Here is a 16077-nt window from a genome sequence, read left to right on the forward strand (position 1 = left end):
CCGAAAGAATGCTGTTAGAATGGCGCCATGTTTCGTGCAGGAGCGATCAAGATGACGACCAGGCAAGGCCAGCCCGGCAGCCGCAGCAAGGGGCGCGTTACCCTCAATGACGTGGCCCGCATGTCGGGCGTCAGCGCCATGACGGTGTCGCGGGCACTGAACGAGCCGCAGCGGGTCTCCGAACAGGTGCGCGAACGGGTGGAGCAGGCCGTCGCAGCGCTGGGTTATATCCCTAACCGGGCCGCACGATCCCTGGCCGGTAGCCGCAGCCACACCATTGCTGTGGTAATTCCGTCGGTGTCCAATGCCGTGTTCAATAACGTCATCCGGGGTATCTATGACATCTGCGCCCCGGCCGGTTATGAAATGCTGATGGGTAATACCTATTACTCGGTGCAGCAGGAATCCAGCCTGATTTCCAAGTTTCTCACCCACCATCCCGATGGCATGATAGTCACCGGGCTGGATATGGCCGACAGCACGCGGCGTCAGCTGGAAGCCGCCGCCATTCCGCTGGTGCAGATCATGGAAGTCGGCACCTCGGCGCCGCTGGACATGAATGTCGGCATCTCCCACAGCGAAGCCGGCGCTGCCATGGCGCGCTACATGCTCAAGCGCGGTTACCGGCGTATCGGCGTGATCGGCGCCCAGATGGATTATCGCTCCCAGCGCCGCATTCAGGGCTTTATCGATGTGCTGGTGGAGGCAGGGCTGGCGGATGACAAGCGCTTCATGACGACATCGGAGCCGTCGACGGTACGCCTGGGGGGGCAGCTGCTGGCGGATCTGCTGGTCGTCAATCCGGATCTGGATGCCGTTTTCTGCTGTAACGATGACCTGGCCTATGGCGCCATTTACGAATGCCAGCGCCGCCATATCCGCATCCCGCAGCAGCTGGCGATCGCCGGCTTCAATGACCTGGAGGGGTCGGCCTGTATCAATCCGTCACTGACCTCCATCCAGACACCGCTGTACGATATCGGCAAAACCGCCGCCCAGATGCTGATGCGCCGTCTTGCCGGTGAAGTCTTGCAGCCGTCGGTGGTGGATCTTGGTTTTCGGCTGCAGGCACGGGACAGTGCCTGAGATTGTATGCAGCTTGAGAAGCCGGGCGTAACGCCCTGCGGTTTCCCGTGTTATAGTGCGCCGGAAATTTTTATACCCGGACAAAAAACATGACTATTGATCAGCAACTTTTGGAGCGCAGCGGCGGAAAATGCGAGCTGTGCGGCAGTGACCAGGCGCTGACGGCCTGCGAAGTTTCCCATGCGCCCAGTGGCGCCGATAACCAGGCGGTGCTCTGCGAAACCTGCAGCAGCCAGATTGATGAGCCGCAGGATGTGCACCACTGGCGCTGTCTGGGCGAGAGCATGTGGAGCCAGGTGCCCGCGGTGCAGGTGCTGGCCTGGCGCCAGCTCAAGCGGCTGTCCGTTGAGCCCTGGGCCCAGGATCTGCTGGACATGCTGTATCTGGATCCCGAGCTTGAAGCCTGGGCGCAGGCGGCGATCCCCGAAGAGGATGACGACAGTGAGCCGACCCTGGACAGCAACGGCACCCGCCTGCAGGAAGGCGATTCGGTGACGCTGATCAAGGATCTGGATGTAAAGGGTGCAGGCTTTACCGCCAAGCGCGGTACCGCGGTGCGGGATATTCGCCTGACGTCCAATCCCAAACACATAGAGGGCAAGGTCAACGGTGTGCAGATTGTGCTGGTGGCGGCTTACCTGAAGAAAGCCTGACGGCCAATCAACCCAGGCATATTGCAGGCAAGGTCAACGGTGTGCAGATGGTGCTGGTGGCGGCCTATCTCAAGAAAGCCTGACCTGTCACTTTAGAATCACCCGCCAGTGTTCAAGCTTCTGCTCCAGGCGCAGTCCGGCGTTGGCCGGGCTCGTCGAGGGCAGGCGGTTCATCCTGAGAGTAGCGGGCAGCGGGGTGCCGCCACGGATCACGTGGCGCTTGAACAGGGTCTCGGCGGTGCCGCCGTTGAAGAATACGGCCCGTACCTGCGGGTGTTCCCGAAAGAACGTTGCGAAATCATTGGCCTCGACGCTGTCGCCCGCGATGTTCTGGTCCAGGCTTCCGGGGCGGTGGCAGCGGTGCACCACGTCCCAGAGGGCAATGCCTGCCCGTTTCAAATGGTCCAGGCGTTCGGCGTAGGGTAGGGCCGGGGCGAAATCCAGCAGCTGAGCCATGATCGGCCAGAAGCTGTTGCGCGGGTGCGCGTAATATTGCACCTCCTGCAGTGATTTCACACCGGGGATCGAGCCCAGGATCAGGATCCGGGCGTCGGGTGCGGCGACGCAGTCGAAGCTTTGGATGTGGCTCATGGCGGCTGCTCCTGGAGCGCTGTCAGGGTGGTGAGGCCGGTGGGATCGGGAAAGGTCGTCAGGGGGGAGAGGCGCGTGACGGGTGCTCCCTGAGAGCGCAGGAGCGCTGCACCCAAAGGGTACGTCCCCGGTGCGAACGGGATGGGCACGGTGCCAAATCGTTCGCTGCGGGGCGCAGCTCCTACGTCCAGGTTACCTCCCCGGAGTATTCCGGGGAGGTAACCCCTTAGGCTTCACGCCTCAGTCGCAGAGCGCGTCGAGTTTCTGCTTCAGAATGCCGGTCACGGCGCCGGGATTGGCCTTGCCGCCGCTGGCTTTCATCACCTGGCCCATAAAGAAGCCCAGCATCTTGCCGCGCTTGTCGGGCTCGGCTGCCTTGTACTGTTCCACCTGCTTGTCGCTGCTGGCGATCACCTGATCGACGATGCCTTCGATGGCACCGCTGTCGGTCACCTGTTTCAGGCCCTTGGCCTCGATGATTTCGTCGGCCGTGCCGCCATCAAGCCACATGGCTTCGAACACCTTCTTGGCGATATTGCCGGAGATGGTATCGTCCTTGATGCGCTCCAGCAGGCCACCGAGCTGTTCGGCACTGACCGGCGACGCCTTGATATCGGTGTCGTGCTGGTTCAGGAGCCGGGCCAGCTCGCCCATGACCCAGTTGGCGGCCAGCTTGCCGTCACCGCAGCGCCTGGCGACCTGATCAAAGTAGGCGGCCTGGACATTGTTGGACGACAGTACGCTGGCGTCGTAGTCCGACAGGCCGTACTGTTCGATGAAGGTGGCTTTCCACTGTGCCGGCAGAATCGGCAGGGAGGCGCGCACGGCTTCGATATAGGCATCGTCGATAACGATGGGCAGCAGATCCGGGCAGGGGAAGTAGCGGTAGTCGTTGGCTTCTTCCTTGCTGCGCATGGCGCGGGCCACCTTGGTGTCGCCGTTGTACAGGCGGGTTTCCTGGCGGATTTCGCCGCCGCCTTCAATCACTTCGATCTGACGTTCGACTTCGAGCTCAATGGCTTCTTCCATAAAGCGGAAGGAGTTGAGGTTCTTGGTCTCGGTGCGGGTGCCCAGCGTCTCGGTGCCTTTGGGGCGTACCGATACGTTGACGTCGAAGCGCAGCGAGCCTTCGGCCATGTTGCCGTCGCAGATGCCCAGGGAGGTCACCAGCGAGTGCAGCTTGCGGGCAAAGGCCACGGCTTGCTCGGCAGTGCGCATGTCCGGCTCGGTGACGATTTCGATCAGGGGCGTGCCGGCACGGTTCAGGTCGATGCCGGTCATGCCGTGGAAGTCTTCATGCAGCGACTTGCCGGCGTCTTCTTCCAGGTGCGCATGGTGAATGCGTACCCGCTGGGTGCGGCCATCGGCCAGTTCGATATCCACATGGCCGCGGCCCACGACGGGTTCCGCCAGCTGGGTGGTCTGGTAGCCCTTGGGCAGGTCGGGATAGAAATAGTTCTTGCGCTCGAACACCGAGCGTTTGCCGATCTCGGCGTCGATGGCCAGGCCGAACATCACCGCCATGCGCAGGGCATTTTCATTGAAGACAGGCAGTGTCCCCGGCAGCGCCAGGTCGACGGCGCTGGCCTGGGTGTTGGGCTCGGCACCGAAGGCGGTACTGGAGCCGGAAAAGATTTTGGTCTTGGTGGCGAGCTGAACGTGAATTTCCAGCCCGATTACTGTTTCCCATTCCATCGTGCTTTACCCCTTGATGCTCGCAGGTGCCTGTGTGTGCCAGTCGGTCGCCTGCTGGAAGCGGTGCGCGACATTGAGTAATTTCGCTTCGGCAAAGTAGTTGCCGATAATCTGCAGGCCTACCGGCAGTCCCTGGACCTGGCCACAGGGTACGGACATGCCGGGCAGGCCCGCCAGGTTCAGTGCCAGGGTGTAGATGTCTTCCATGTACATCTGTACCGGATCCGAGGTCTTCTCGCCGATGCGAAAGGCCGGTTGCGGCGTGGTCGGGCCCATGATGACATCGACCTCGGACAGTGCCTGGATAAAGTCCTGCTGAATCAGGCGGCGTGCCTGCTGCGCCTTGCGGTAGTAGGCATCGTAGTAGCCGGCGGACAGGGCATAGGTGCCCACCATGATGCGGCGCTTGACCTCGTCGCCAAAGCCTTCGCCACGGCTGCGCTTGTACAGATCTTCCAGATCGACGGGGTTGTCGCAGCGATAGCCGTAGCGTACGCCATCAAAGCGGGACAGGTTGGTGGAGGCTTCGGCCGGGGCGATGATGTAGTAGGCCGGTACCGCCAGCGCCGTATTGGGCAGGCTGATTTCCTTTACGGTGGCGCCGAGTTTTTCAAATTCACGCACCGCGTTCTGTACCTGTTCGGCGATAGCCGGGTTCAGGTTGTCGGCGAAGTACTCCTTTGGCAGGCCGATGCGCAGGCCTTCGAGGCTGTCGTTCAGGCTGGCGCTGTAATCAGGTACATCCTGTTCGACGCATGTAGAGTCCATGGGATCGAAGCCGGCCATGACCTTGAGCATCAGGGCGGCATCTTCGGCGGTGCGGGCCATGGGGCCGGCCTGGTCCAGCGACGAGGCAAAGGCAATCATGCCGTAGCGCGACACCCGGCCATAGGTAGGCTTGAGACCGGTAATGCCGCACAGGGCCGCGGGCTGGCGGATGGAGCCGCCGGTGTCGGTGCCGGTGGCGGCCGGTACCAGGCGAGCGGCGATGGCTGCGGCCGAGCCGCCGGACGAGCCACCGGGTACGCGGTCGGTGTCCCAGGGATTGCGCGAGGGGCCATAGAAGCTCGATTCATTGGACGAGCCCATGGCGAATTCGTCCATGTTGGTCTTGCCCAGGGTGACGGCACCGGCTTCATTGAACTTGCGCACCAGGGTGGCGTCATAGGGAGCGATGAAGTTGTCGAGCATGCGTGAGGCGCAGCTGGTGCGAACGCCCTGGGTGCAGAAGATGTCCTTGTGGGCCAGCGGCAGGCCGGTGAACATGCCGGCCTTGCCGGCGGCGCGCAGGCTGTCCGCCGCCCGGGCCTGGCCCAGGGCCAGTTCTTCGGTGACGGTAATAAAGCTGTTGTAGGCGGCATCCTGGGACTTGATGCGGCTCAGGCAGGATTCGGTCAGCTCAAGGCTGCTGAAGTCGCCTGCGGCCAGTCCGCCGGCCAGTTCGGCCAGTGTCTTGTCAAACATGGGGTTGGGTATCCTTCACAAATTCGGAACGTGGCGGTATTTACTCGATAACCCTGGGGACCAGGAACAGGCCGTTCTCCACCGCCGGCGCCACGCTTTGCAGCTGCTCGCGCTGGTTGGTTTCGCTGACAACGTCGGCGCGCAGGCGCTGCACGGCATCCAGCGGGTGGGCCATGGGCTCCACATCGGTGGTGTCAGTGGCCTGCAGCTGATCGACCAGCGCAAGGATATCGGACAGCGTCTGGGTGTAGCCCGGGACTTCATCTTCACGGATTTGCAGCCGCGCCAGGTGGGCGATTTTTTCCACGTCGGAACGCTCTAGAGCCATGTTGCAATTCTCAATGATTTTTTTAAGGTTTTCGGCACTCGGCGGTGCTTGGGAAGACGGCTAAGTTAACATATTTGTTCCTTGCTCTAAATCCCTGCCATTGCTAGAGTTACGTGTTTTCAGAATCAGCGCGTCGCGCGGCATCTGTTTAGGTATCCCATCCCCATGTTCAAGAAAATCCGAGGTCTTTTTTCCAGCGATCTGTCCATAGACCTGGGCACGGCGAACACGCTTATTTATGTTCGTGATAAAGATATAGTGCTGAACGAACCTTCTGTTGTTGCCATTAGACATAACGGTAATCACAAGTCAGTCGCCGCAGTGGGGATGGATGCCAAGCGCATGCTGGGGAAAACTCCCGGTAACATCACCGCCATTCGTCCGATGAAAGACGGCGTTATTGCCGACTTCCACGTCACCGAAAAAATGCTGCAGTATTTTATCGCCAAGGTACATGAAGGCAACTTCCTGACGCCCAGCCCTCGTGTGCTGGTGTGTGTGCCCTGCAAGTCAACCCAGGTTGAGCGTCGCGCCATCAAGGAATCGGCGCTGGGCGCCGGTGCCCGCGAGGTGTACCTGATCGAAGAACCCATGGCCGCAGCCATAGGCGCCGGCCTGCCGGTGGACGAAGCGCGCGGCTCCATGGTGGTGGATATCGGTGGTGGTACCACTGAGATCGCCGTCATTTCGCTCAACGGTATCGTCTATGCCGAATCCGTGCGGGTTGGTGGTGACCGTTTCGACGAGGCCATCGTGACCTATGTGCGTCGCAACTACGGATCCCTCATCGGGGATGCCACGGCGGAGCGCATCAAGCAGGAAGTGGGTACAGCCTACCCGACCTCCGAAGTGCTCGAAATTGACGTGCGTGGCCGCAATCTGGCCGAGGGCATTCCGCGTCGCTTCACTCTCAACAGCAACGAGATTCTCGAAGCGCTGCAGGAGCCCCTGGCGGCGATCGTGCAGGCGGTGAAAAGCGCGCTGGAGCAGTGCCCGCCGGAGCTGGCGGCTGATATTGCCGAATTCGGTATCGTGATCACCGGTGGTGGCGCGCTGCTGCGTAACATCGACCGCCTGATCAGCGAAGAGTCTGGCCTGCCTGTGATCATTGCCGAGGATCCGCTGACCTGTGTTGCCCGTGGTGGTGGCAAGGCGCTGGAAATGCTCGACAATCGTGCTTTCGAGTTACTCTCCTACGAATAGTGGTTTGATGCTCTGCTCAGTCTTTTCAACCCGGCCGGGACGCTGCGGCAGCCGCCGAGAGGTGTCCCATTAAGCTGATCTTCAGGGGCGGGTCGCCCCGTGCCCTCTTTGTTGTGCTGGTGCTGATGGCCTTGCTGCTCATCATCGCCGACCTCAACTGGTCAAAAATGCGCGATACGCGTGGCTATCTGTCTCTGCTTATCACGCCCCTGCAATGGCTGGTCGACGTGCCCGGACGGGTGGCGGACGATCTGTCCGGCGTGCTGGTGGATCGCACCACCCTGCTGAAGGAAAACGAGCGCCTCAAGTCAGAGGCCTTGCTGCTGGAGCGCAAGGTGCAGCAGATCGCGGCCCTGACGGCCGAGAATCTGCGCCTGCGTGAACTGCTCGATGGCAAGGAAAGAGTCAAGGACGAGGTCATGCTGGCCGAGCTGATCGGCGTCAACCCCGACCCCTTCCTGCATCAGGTCATCATCAACCGGGGTGTCGAAGATCGTGCCTACATTGGGCAGGCCGTACTGGATGCCGGTGGCGTGATCGGTCAGGTGGTCGAAGCCAGTCACTATACCAGCCGCGTCATGATGATTACCGATGCCCGCCATGCCATTCCGGTGGAAATCAATCGCAACGGCCTGCGCGCCATTGCGCTGGGCAAGGGTGTCTACGATGAGATCGAACTTGAGCATGTGCCCGATACCGCCGATGTGCGCGAGGGCGATCTGCTGATCAGTTCGGGCCTGGGTGGGCGTTTCCCGCGGGGGTATCCGGTTGCGGTAGTGACAGGCGTTATTCGCGATCCGGGTCGACCCTTCTCGCTGGTAACGGCAAAGCCCACGGCGCGCCTGGACAAGAGCAGGCACCTGTTGCTGGTGCGCGGGCCCAGAGAGGTTCCACAGGAACCCCCGGCGGCCGGGGTGATTGATGAGTGAGGTGCGTCCTGGCGGTTTTCTGATTATCGTCGGAACCTTCCTCGTGGGGCTGACCCTGAGTCAGCTGCCGTTGCCGGTGCAGTTCGAGTGGGTGCGCCCGGAGTGGGTGCCCATGATCCTGATCTACTGGGTACTGGCATTGCCGCATCGGGTGAGCATAGGCACCGCCTGGATGCTTGGCCTGACGCTGGATCTGCTCAAGGGCAGCGCCCTGGGGCTCAATGCCCTGGCGCTGACCCTGATCGCCTTTCTGACCCTGCTGATTCACCAGCGCCTGCGCATGTTTCCATTATGGAAGCAGGCCATGATGGTGCTGGTGCTGGTGGGTATCAACCAACTGACCTTTCACTGGATGCAATCCATTGCCGGCAACACCCGGGACAGCCTGATGTTCATGCTGCCGTCCCTGGTGAGTGCGGCGCTCTGGCCCTGCGTCTTTGTACTGCTGCGTAGCATTCGGCGTACCTTCCGGGTAACCTGACGGCAGGCTCGTCCGGGCGCTTCAATCCTGCCTGGCGGCGCCACTCAAGGGAATTCAATAGCACCATGACAAGCCTGATTCTGGCCTCCGCATCGCCGCGGCGCAGCGAGCTGCTGACACAGATCGGCGTCGCCTTTGAGGTCTGTGCGCCCCATCTGCCCGAGCAGCTATTGCCGGGGGAAGCGCCGCAAAGCTATGTGCGCCGGCTGGCACTTGAAAAGGCGCAGGCCGGTTTTGAGCAGGGTGGCGCCCGGTGCCCGGCGCTGGGATCCGATACTGCAGTGGTCTGCGGCGATGAGATACTGGGCAAGCCCGGCGATGAAGAGGATGCGGTGCGCATGCTGCTGTTGCTGTCGGGCCGGCGCCACCAGGTCATGACCGGTGTTGCGCTGGTGGATGAGCACCGGGCCGAGGCGCGGGTTGTGACCACCGAAGTGGAGTTTCGGGTGCTGGACGAGGCGCAGTGTAGGCGTTACTGGGCCAGTGGCGAGCCGCTGGACAAGGCGGGTGCCTATGCCATTCAGGGGCTGGGCGCTGTTTTCGTGACGGCCATCAACGGCAGTTATTCGTCGGTGGTGGGTTTGCCGCTGGCGGAAACCGCACAGTTGCTGACGCAGTTTGGCGTGCCGCTCTGGTACAGTGCTGAATAATACAGAATATGCTTGCGCAGGTGAGGCTAGCTGTGCGCGACAAGGGTCATGGGGCCCGACCGGGCGGTAAACGGATCTGGAGATCGGTTTCACGGTCAGCTTAACTGAGAGTCGAAGGAGCAGGCGGTAAGCGATGGGCGAAGAAATTCTGATCAACTTTACGCCAATGGAGACCCGCGTAGCGGTGATCGAGAACGGTGTCCCGCAGGAAATCTACATTGAGCGGGCCAAGCGTCGCGGTCTTGTGGGTAACATCTATAACGGCAAGGTGGTACGCGTGCTGCCAGGCATGCAGGCGGCCTTTGTCGATATCGGACTTGAGCGTGCGGCCTTTATTCATGTCGAGGAAGTACTGGGCCAATCCGCCACGGCGGAGGAACGCAGCAATACCTCCATCGCCCAGGTACTGCGTGAGGGGCAGGGGCTGCTGGTGCAGGTGACCAAGGACCCGATCGGCACCAAGGGAGCGCGCCTGACGACCCATCTGTCCATTCCGTCCCGTTACCTGGTGTATATGCCGGGCAATGAGCACATAGGCGTGTCTCAGCGTATCGAGGACAATGAAGAGCGCGATCGTCTGCGCAGCCTGATTGAGTCGCTGGCCGAAGAGGCCGGTGAGGAAAGTCGTGGCGGCTTCATTTTGCGTACAGTGGCCGAGGGGGCCAACGAAACCGAGCTGCGCGCCGACCTGCTGTTCCTGTATCGCTTGTGGAAGGCCATACAGAGCAAGATCGAGGGGGCCGGCCTGCCGGAAATCGTCTACGAAGACCTGCCGCTGAACATGCGTGCGCTGCGGGACATGGCCCACGCCGGTGTCGAGCGCATTCGGATTGATTCGCGCGAAACCTACCAGAAGGCGCAGGAATTCGTGCAGGCGCTGGTGCCGGAAATCCGGGATAAGCTGGAGTACTATCCCGGTGAGCGGCCGATCTTCGACCTGTTCAATGTGGAAGAGGAAATCAAGCGGGGTCTGGGTCGCAAGGTCGAGCTCAAGTCCGGTGGTTATCTGATTTTTGATCAGACCGAAGCCATGACCACGGTGGATATCAACACCGGTGCCTTTGTCGGCCACCGCAATCTGGAAGAGACCATCTTCAAGACCAACCTGGAGGCGGCTACCGCCATCGGGCGTCAGCTGCGGCTGCGTAATCTGGGCGGCATCATCATTATCGACTTTATCGATATGGAAGATTCCGATCATCAGCGCCAGGTGCTGCGTACGCTGGAGCGGGTGCTGGAAAAGGACCACGCCAAGTGCAAGGTCACCGGCGTCTCGGAGCTGGGTCTGGTGGAAATGACCCGCAAGCGCACACGGGAGAGTCTCGAACAGGTGCTGTGTGATGCCTGCTCCCAGTGTCAGGGACGCGGCATGATAAAAACGCCGGAAACCGTCTGCTACGACATTTTCCGTGAAATCCTGCGCCAGCACCGTGCCTATGATACCGACTCCTATCTGGTACTCGGGGCCCAGTCGGTGGTGGATTATCTGCTGGACGATGCATCCGAGCATCTGGCGGAGCTTGAAGCCTTTATCGGCAAAACCATTCGTTTTCAGGTCGAAACGCTCTACAGTCCAGAGCAGTTCGATGTCGTGCTGCGCTAAGCGGAGCGCGGCGTGAACATCAGGCTGGGGCTTGTGCTGGGTAGGCTGGGCTGGTTCTGTGCCGGCCTGCTGTTGCTGATCGCCCTGCTGGTAACGCTGCTGCGCCAGTTTCTGCCGGCGGTGAGTGAATATCGCGAGGAACTGACCGTGCTGCTCAGTGAGCAGCTCGGCGTGCCGCTGGATATCGAACGCATTGATGCACACTGGAGCGGCCGCTGGCCACAGCTGTCGGTGACTGGTGTGCGTTTTTTTGCCGATACCGATTCAGGCCCCGAAGTGCGTGCCCGGTTTGACCATCTCAGTGTTGAACTCGACCTTCCTGCCTCACTTTTCAATTTCACTCCAGTCTTCCGTCAGGCACAGCTGAGCGGTTTGCAGCTGACCTGGCGCGAGCGCGACGGTCGCTGGATGCATCGCCCCGGCGAAGGTGACGGCGGCAGTGGTTTCAAGGCCGACGCCTGGAACCGCATACTGGGGCTGGCCATGATTCAGCCCAATGTCACCCTTTCCGATCTGGAGCTCACCCTGCTGCCAGAAGCAGGAGATCCCCGCGTGTTGCGCGCCCCCGAACTGCTGCTGCAGAACAGCAGTCGCGAGCACCAGTTGGGTGGCTCTCTGGTGCTGCCGGCGGCGGGCGACAAGGGAGCCGTACGTTTTGCCATCGAAACCCGCGGGGCCGGCGATAACCTGCTGCACGCACCCTATGATTTTTACCTGTCGCTGGATGAGCTGGGCCCGGATCTGCTGAACCTGGAGCTGTTGCCGTTTCAGATCGACAGCCTGCGTGCCAGCACTGAGTTTTGGGGCCATTTCTCCGAGGGTCGACTGGAGCGTCTGCAGGGATCTGTCGCGGTGGCGGAGTTCTCCGCTGCATCCCCTGATCTGCCGGATATCAGTGACGCCCGTACCGGTTTTGCGCTCCTGCGCAGCGGTGATCGTTACCAGCTGCAGCTCAACGAGCTGAGGCTGAACAGTGCCGGCGCCGGGCTTGCCGTGCCACAGTTGCTGCTGGAGGCGCTTTGGCAGGACGGACAGCTCAAGCCCGGCCAGATTGCCGGCTCAGGCATTGATCTGGCCCCGCTGGCGCACTGGCTGCAGCAGCAGCCCTTCCTGCCCCAGGGGCTGAAGGACGCGTTGCTGCCGCTGGCGCCTACCGGTGTGCTGACCCGTTTTCGCGCCAACTGGCCTGAAAATGACGACTGGAGCGCCTTCGAATTGCAGGCGGATCTCGATCGTCTGTCGAGCGAGGCGGCCTGGGGCGCGCCCCGTGTCAGTGGTGTCAGCGGCCGTCTGGATGCGAACCTGAGCGGCGGCCGTATTCACCTGGACACGACTGATTTTGAGCTGTTTTTTCCCGATCTCTACGACCGTGGCTGGGCGTATGACAAGGCCGACGGCATAGTGCGCTGGTCGCTGGAGCCGGATGCAGTGGTGATCGGCAGCGAACTGCTGCACCTGACCAACGCCTCGGTATCGGCGGCGGGGCGGTTCAGCATGCGCCTGCCCTATGTGCATGAGGAGCAGACCGAGCTGACCCTTATGATCGGCATGACCGACAGCGACGCCCTGCAAACGGCAAACTATGTGCCGCCGGATGAGGTCGGACGCAGCCTGTATGACTGGCTGGCCGGTGCCATTCAGGGGGGCAGGGTGCAGCAGGGCGGGTTTCTGCTGCACGGCGGAACCCGGCGGCTGGGCGGGGGCGTGGCGCCCACGGTGCAGATGTTCTTCGATGTGGAGCAGGCCGATATGACCTATCAGCCCGGCTGGCCGGCGGTAAAGGACGGCAAGGTTTTTGTCATGCTGCGTGACGGGGCACTGCTGGTGGAGGTGGAGCAGGGACAGCTGATGGACTCCCGGGTTGAGCGCGCCCGCGTCTATCTGCAGGGGCCGGATGCGCCTCTGCAGATAGACGGGCTGCTTGCGGGGGATGCCGCCGATATTCATCGCCTGCTGATGGAGTCGCCGCTGCGCCCGCTGGTGGGGGACGCGCTGGCACAGTGGAAGCTCAAGGGATCTGCAGATACTGCGCTGCGACTTAAAATCCCGCTCAATGGCAAGCTGCTGCCCAGTGTCGGGGTTGCGACGCGTCTGGCTAATGGCACCCTTGCGTCCGAGTCGCTGCGTCTGTCATTTTCCGACCTGCACGGCGATCTGCACTACAGCACAGAGAAGGGTCTGCGCACTGAACGGCTCGATGGCAAAATGCTCGGCCAGCCAGTGCGGGCCCAGATCAGCACCGCAGGCACCGAGCCCTGGCGTACCCGTGTCAGCCTGGCCGGTGAGCTGCCCATGACGCAGCTAGCCCAGTGGAGCGAGCTGAATATTCTGCAGGATCTCACCGGTAAAGCGGCCTATAACGCCCGCCTTGAGCTGTGCAGCGGTGCCGACGACTGCAATCGGCTGGTGATTGGCAGTGACCTTGCCGGCGTTGCGGTGCCCTGGCCCGGCTTTCTCGGCAAGCCGGCAGCAGAGCCGCGTGCCCTGTCGGTGGTGCTGGAGCTGAATGAGGGGGCGGTACGGCTGAACTACGACGAGCGTCTGCGGGCCGTGTTCGGGTTAGCGCCGCCGCTGCTGGGCCGTGGTCGGGTGACATTCGGCGGCGCCCGGCCCGAGCTGCCGTTGTCGGCCGGACTCTGGGTTGATGGGCGTGTCGAGTCTCTGAACACCGATCAGCTGGAGGCCTTCCTGCAGTCGCAGGGCTGGCTGGGTGACCTGGCTGGCGAGGCGGCGAGTTCGGCTGCAGATGTCGCCGATGAGACTCTGGCGCTGCGGGCGGTGGATGTGCAGGTCGGTCAGCTGGATGTGCGCGGCATGCCATTTAGCCAGGCCAGTGTGCACCTGGGCACGGCGCCCTGGCAGTTGTATGTGCAGAGTACGCAAATGGATGCCACCCTGGACTGGCCGGCGCAGTCAGGGCAGCCCTATCGACTGCAGGTCAAGGCGCTGAACCTGCCTGAGCCCGAGTCCAGCTCCACTGTGGCTCAGTCAGCAGCCGGGCAAGCGGGGTCCGCCCCGGAACCGATTGACCTCAGTGGCATGCCGGCGGTGGATGTCAGCATCAGTAGCCTGAGCCTGGGAGCGCGGAATCTCGGGCGCTGGCAGTTTGCGCTGCGCCCGCAAAGCGGACGTCTGGCGATTGAGGCGATTGAAGGGCGTATCGGCGGGCTGGATGTTCGCGGTGAGGGTAGCTGGCGCGAGCTGCCGGCTATCAGTACGGAGCTGACCCTCAAGCTGCAGGGGGGGGATATCGGTGCCCTGCTCGAGGTCTGGGGCAGCGGGCGGGTGCTCAGGTCCGACGCGACCGATGCCTATCTGCAGCTAGGCTGGCTAAGCCGGCCCTGGGATATATCGCTGGCCCAGGCGCAGGGCGAGCTGGCCTTCAGGCTTGAGGACGGGCGCATCATCGAAAGCGGGGGTGCCAGCAATATATTGCGCATTTTCGGTATTCTGAACCTCAACAGCCTGGCGCGGCGCTTCAAGCTGGATTTTTCCGACTTGCTGAAAAGCGGCCTGGCCTACGACAGCCTGTCGGGGCGTTATCGCTTTGAACGTGGCCTGGCCAGAACCCTTGAGCCGCTGCGCCTGCAGGGCCCTTCCGCCGACATGACCATGACCGGCAGCCTGAATCTGCTGAGTGAAACTGTGGAGCAGGAAATGGAAGTGACCCTGCCGCTGACCAGCAATATACCGCTGGCGGCGGTGCTGCTGGGGGCACCCCAGGTGGCCGGCGCAATGTTCCTGATCGACAAGCTCATTGGTGACAAGCTGGAAAAGGTGACCACGATTCGCTACCGCGTGTCCGGTGACTGGAATGATCCCGAGGTGTCGGTCATGCGATCAGGGTCGCCTTAGCAGGGGCCCTTGGGGGGCTGAGCGTTGGGGTCTGCCGCTCGACAGATCAGCGGTAAATCAAGTTTCAAACTGGAGGTGAAGATGTCGCGCTGCGCTCTAGTACAGATGGTGTCGGGGCCCGATTTTGAGGCTAATCTCAGCGCCGCCGAGCGGCTGGTGCGTGCGGCCGCCGCCGAAGGCGCTCGTCTGGTGCTGCTGCCGGAAAATTTCGCCCTGTTCGACTCATCCGGCTTGCGAGCCCTTGCCTGTGCCCAGGGTCAGGGCGAGCTGCAGCACCGCCTCAGTGCTTTGGCCAGGGATGCCGGTGTCTGGCTGGTCGCGGGTTCTGTGCCGCTCATGCGGCGCAAGGATGGCGGCGAGGTGGCCGATGGGCGGGTGCGTTCCGCCAGTCTCGTATTTGATGATCAGGGTCAGCAGCGGGCGCGTTACGACAAGCGGCACCTGTTTGATGTCGATGTGGCGGATGCCCAGCAGAGTTATCGCGAATCCGCCTATATCGAGCCTGGCAGTGAGATAGTGCTTGTAGACACGCCCTGTGGGCGCCTGGGGCTGAGTATCTGTTACGACCTGCGCTTTGCTGATCATTACCAGCGTTTGCGCGATGCTGGCGCCGAGTTGATCAGCGTGCCCTCGGCCTTTACGGCCGTCACTGGCGCTGCGCACTGGGAGTTGCTGTTGCGGGCCCGGGCGGTGGAGTTCCAGTGTTATGTGCTGGGGGCCAATCAGGGGGGCCAGCATGGCGGGGGGCGTGAAACCTGGGGGCATTCCATGATTGTCGATCCCTGGGGGGCGGTGAGCGCCTCACTGTCCCTGGGCGAGGGCTGGTGCAGTGCCGAGATCAATCTGGATGAGCTGCAACGCCTGCGCCAGCGCATGCCGGTGAGCGAGCATCGCCGCAGGGCGCTTATCGGATAACGCCTGAGCTGCACAGTAAAAAGCCGGAGCTGCACAGTGCAACTCCGGCTTTTTTGTCTGCGCTCCCGGCGAGGCCTGGTCCGATTCAGCTGGGTTCTTCAGCCAGTTCGCGCAGGTACTTGAACAGCTTGCGGGAGCTGGCCGGCGGCTTCTGCTGCTGGGCCTCGCGCTGTGCATTGCGTATCAGCTGGCGCAGATGCTGAATATCGGCGTGGGGAAAGGCGGCCACATAGTCGGTCAGATCGTCGGGCGTACCGTTGATCAGGCGGTCGCGCCAGCGCTCCAGGCGATGGAAGTGGGCGTCGTGGGCCTGCTTGCCAGCCTCGAAGCTATCCATCGTCTGGCTGATACCATCGGTATCGGCGAGGCGCATCAGGCGGCCGATGTATTGCAGCTGGCGGCGAATGGCCTCGCCCTTTTTCAGCCGGCGGCATTCGTCCACCGCTTCGCGCAGGGTCTCGTCCATCGGGACCTTGGCCAGCTGATCCTTGTTCAGCGCGACCAGCTTCTTGCCCAGTTCCTGCAGCGCGTGCATGTCGCGTTTGGCCTGGCTTTTACTGACCCACTCTTCGTCCTGGTCGGTGGGGTCTATGTGATCAAAATCTTCTTCGTTGGTCATAGGTC

Annotated in this window: 14 protein-coding genes; 9 read left to right on the forward strand and 5 right to left on the reverse strand. The window is 62.0% G+C overall.

Annotated features, from left to right (window positions below; genetic code table 11):
* The first annotated feature begins 51 nt into the window (after positions 1 to 51).
* Together gntR and MRS74_RS09945 are read left to right on the forward strand one after the other, a co-directional pair.
* On the forward strand, positions 52 to 1086 hold the full coding sequence (gene gntR, locus MRS74_RS09940) for an HTH-type transcriptional regulator GntR (RefSeq protein ID WP_254580132.1): 1035 nt from the start codon (positions 52 to 54) through the stop codon (positions 1084 to 1086).
* Positions 1087 to 1175: 89 nt separating this feature from the next.
* Positions 1176 to 1739 carry a PhnA domain-containing protein gene (locus tag MRS74_RS09945; RefSeq protein ID WP_254580133.1) on the forward strand — a complete coding sequence of 188 codons (564 nt, stop codon included), beginning with the start codon at positions 1176 to 1178 and terminating at the stop codon, positions 1737 to 1739.
* Between the two features lie 87 nt (positions 1740 to 1826).
* Here MRS74_RS09945 and MRS74_RS09950 read toward each other — a convergent pair whose 3' ends face one another.
* The 4 genes from MRS74_RS09950 to gatC form a co-directional block, all read right to left on the reverse strand.
* Complete coding sequence (locus tag MRS74_RS09950) at positions 1827 to 2330, reverse strand: DNA-deoxyinosine glycosylase (RefSeq protein ID WP_254580134.1); 504 nt, start codon at positions 2328 to 2330, stop codon at positions 1827 to 1829.
* Between the two features lie 240 nt (positions 2331 to 2570).
* The gene (gene gatB, locus MRS74_RS09955) at positions 2571 to 4025 is read right to left on the reverse strand and encodes an Asp-tRNA(Asn)/Glu-tRNA(Gln) amidotransferase subunit GatB (RefSeq protein WP_254580135.1); all 1455 of its coding nucleotides are present in this window, start codon (positions 4023 to 4025) and stop codon (positions 2571 to 2573) included.
* A gap of 6 nt (positions 4026 to 4031) precedes the next feature.
* Positions 4032 to 5489, reverse strand: a complete 1458-nt coding sequence (gene gatA, locus MRS74_RS09960; protein ID WP_254580136.1) for an Asp-tRNA(Asn)/Glu-tRNA(Gln) amidotransferase subunit GatA — start codon at positions 5487 to 5489, stop codon at positions 4032 to 4034.
* Positions 5490 to 5529: 40 nt separating this feature from the next.
* On the reverse strand, positions 5530 to 5817 hold the full coding sequence (gene gatC / locus MRS74_RS09965) for an Asp-tRNA(Asn)/Glu-tRNA(Gln) amidotransferase subunit GatC (protein WP_254580137.1): 288 nt from the start codon (positions 5815 to 5817) through the stop codon (positions 5530 to 5532).
* 165 nt (positions 5818 to 5982) lie between these two features.
* On the opposite strand from gatC, the gene MRS74_RS09970 reads away from it, so the two are divergent.
* The 7 genes from MRS74_RS09970 (at position 5983) to MRS74_RS10000 (ending at position 15453) form a co-directional block, all read left to right on the forward strand.
* Positions 5983 to 7020 carry a rod shape-determining protein gene (locus tag MRS74_RS09970; RefSeq protein WP_020683090.1) on the forward strand — a complete coding sequence of 346 codons (1038 nt, stop codon included), beginning with the start codon at positions 5983 to 5985 and terminating at the stop codon, positions 7018 to 7020.
* A 113-nt stretch (positions 7021 to 7133) separates the two neighbouring features.
* Positions 7134 to 7949: a rod shape-determining protein MreC gene (mreC, locus tag MRS74_RS09975; protein WP_368671261.1), complete on the forward strand. Its 816-nt coding sequence runs from the start codon at positions 7134 to 7136 to the stop codon at positions 7947 to 7949.
* Positions 7942 to 8430 (forward strand): rod shape-determining protein MreD, encoded by a 489-nt coding sequence (gene mreD, locus MRS74_RS09980; RefSeq protein WP_254580139.1) that lies wholly within the window; start codon positions 7942 to 7944, stop codon positions 8428 to 8430. The genes mreC and mreD overlap by 8 nt, the downstream gene beginning before the upstream one ends.
* Positions 8431 to 8495: 65 nt before the next feature.
* On the forward strand, positions 8496 to 9080 hold the full coding sequence (locus MRS74_RS09985; protein ID WP_254580140.1) for a Maf family protein: 585 nt from the start codon (positions 8496 to 8498) through the stop codon (positions 9078 to 9080).
* Between the two features lie 133 nt (positions 9081 to 9213).
* A complete protein-coding gene (gene rng, locus MRS74_RS09990) occupies positions 9214 to 10683 on the forward strand; it encodes a ribonuclease G (RefSeq protein ID WP_254580141.1) in 1470 nt (489 codons plus the stop codon).
* Between the two features lie 12 nt (positions 10684 to 10695).
* On the forward strand, positions 10696 to 14538 hold the full coding sequence (locus tag MRS74_RS09995; protein WP_254580142.1) for a YhdP family protein: 3843 nt from the start codon (positions 10696 to 10698) through the stop codon (positions 14536 to 14538).
* 81 nt (positions 14539 to 14619) lie between these two features.
* The gene (locus MRS74_RS10000) at positions 14620 to 15453 is read left to right on the forward strand and encodes a carbon-nitrogen hydrolase family protein (protein ID WP_254580143.1); all 834 of its coding nucleotides are present in this window, start codon (positions 14620 to 14622) and stop codon (positions 15451 to 15453) included.
* A gap of 85 nt (positions 15454 to 15538) precedes the next feature.
* Here the strand turns inward: MRS74_RS10000 and yjgA are convergent, their stop codons facing one another.
* Positions 15539 to 16072 carry a ribosome biogenesis factor YjgA gene (gene yjgA, locus MRS74_RS10005; protein ID WP_254580144.1) on the reverse strand — a complete coding sequence of 178 codons (534 nt, stop codon included), beginning with the start codon at positions 16070 to 16072 and terminating at the stop codon, positions 15539 to 15541.
* Between the last annotated feature and the right edge of the window lie 5 nt (positions 16073 to 16077).

The sequence above is a fragment of the Marinobacterium sedimentorum genome, from assembly GCF_024267675.1.
Taxonomy (GTDB): Bacteria; Pseudomonadota; Gammaproteobacteria; order Pseudomonadales; family Balneatricaceae; genus Marinobacterium_A; species Marinobacterium_A sedimentorum.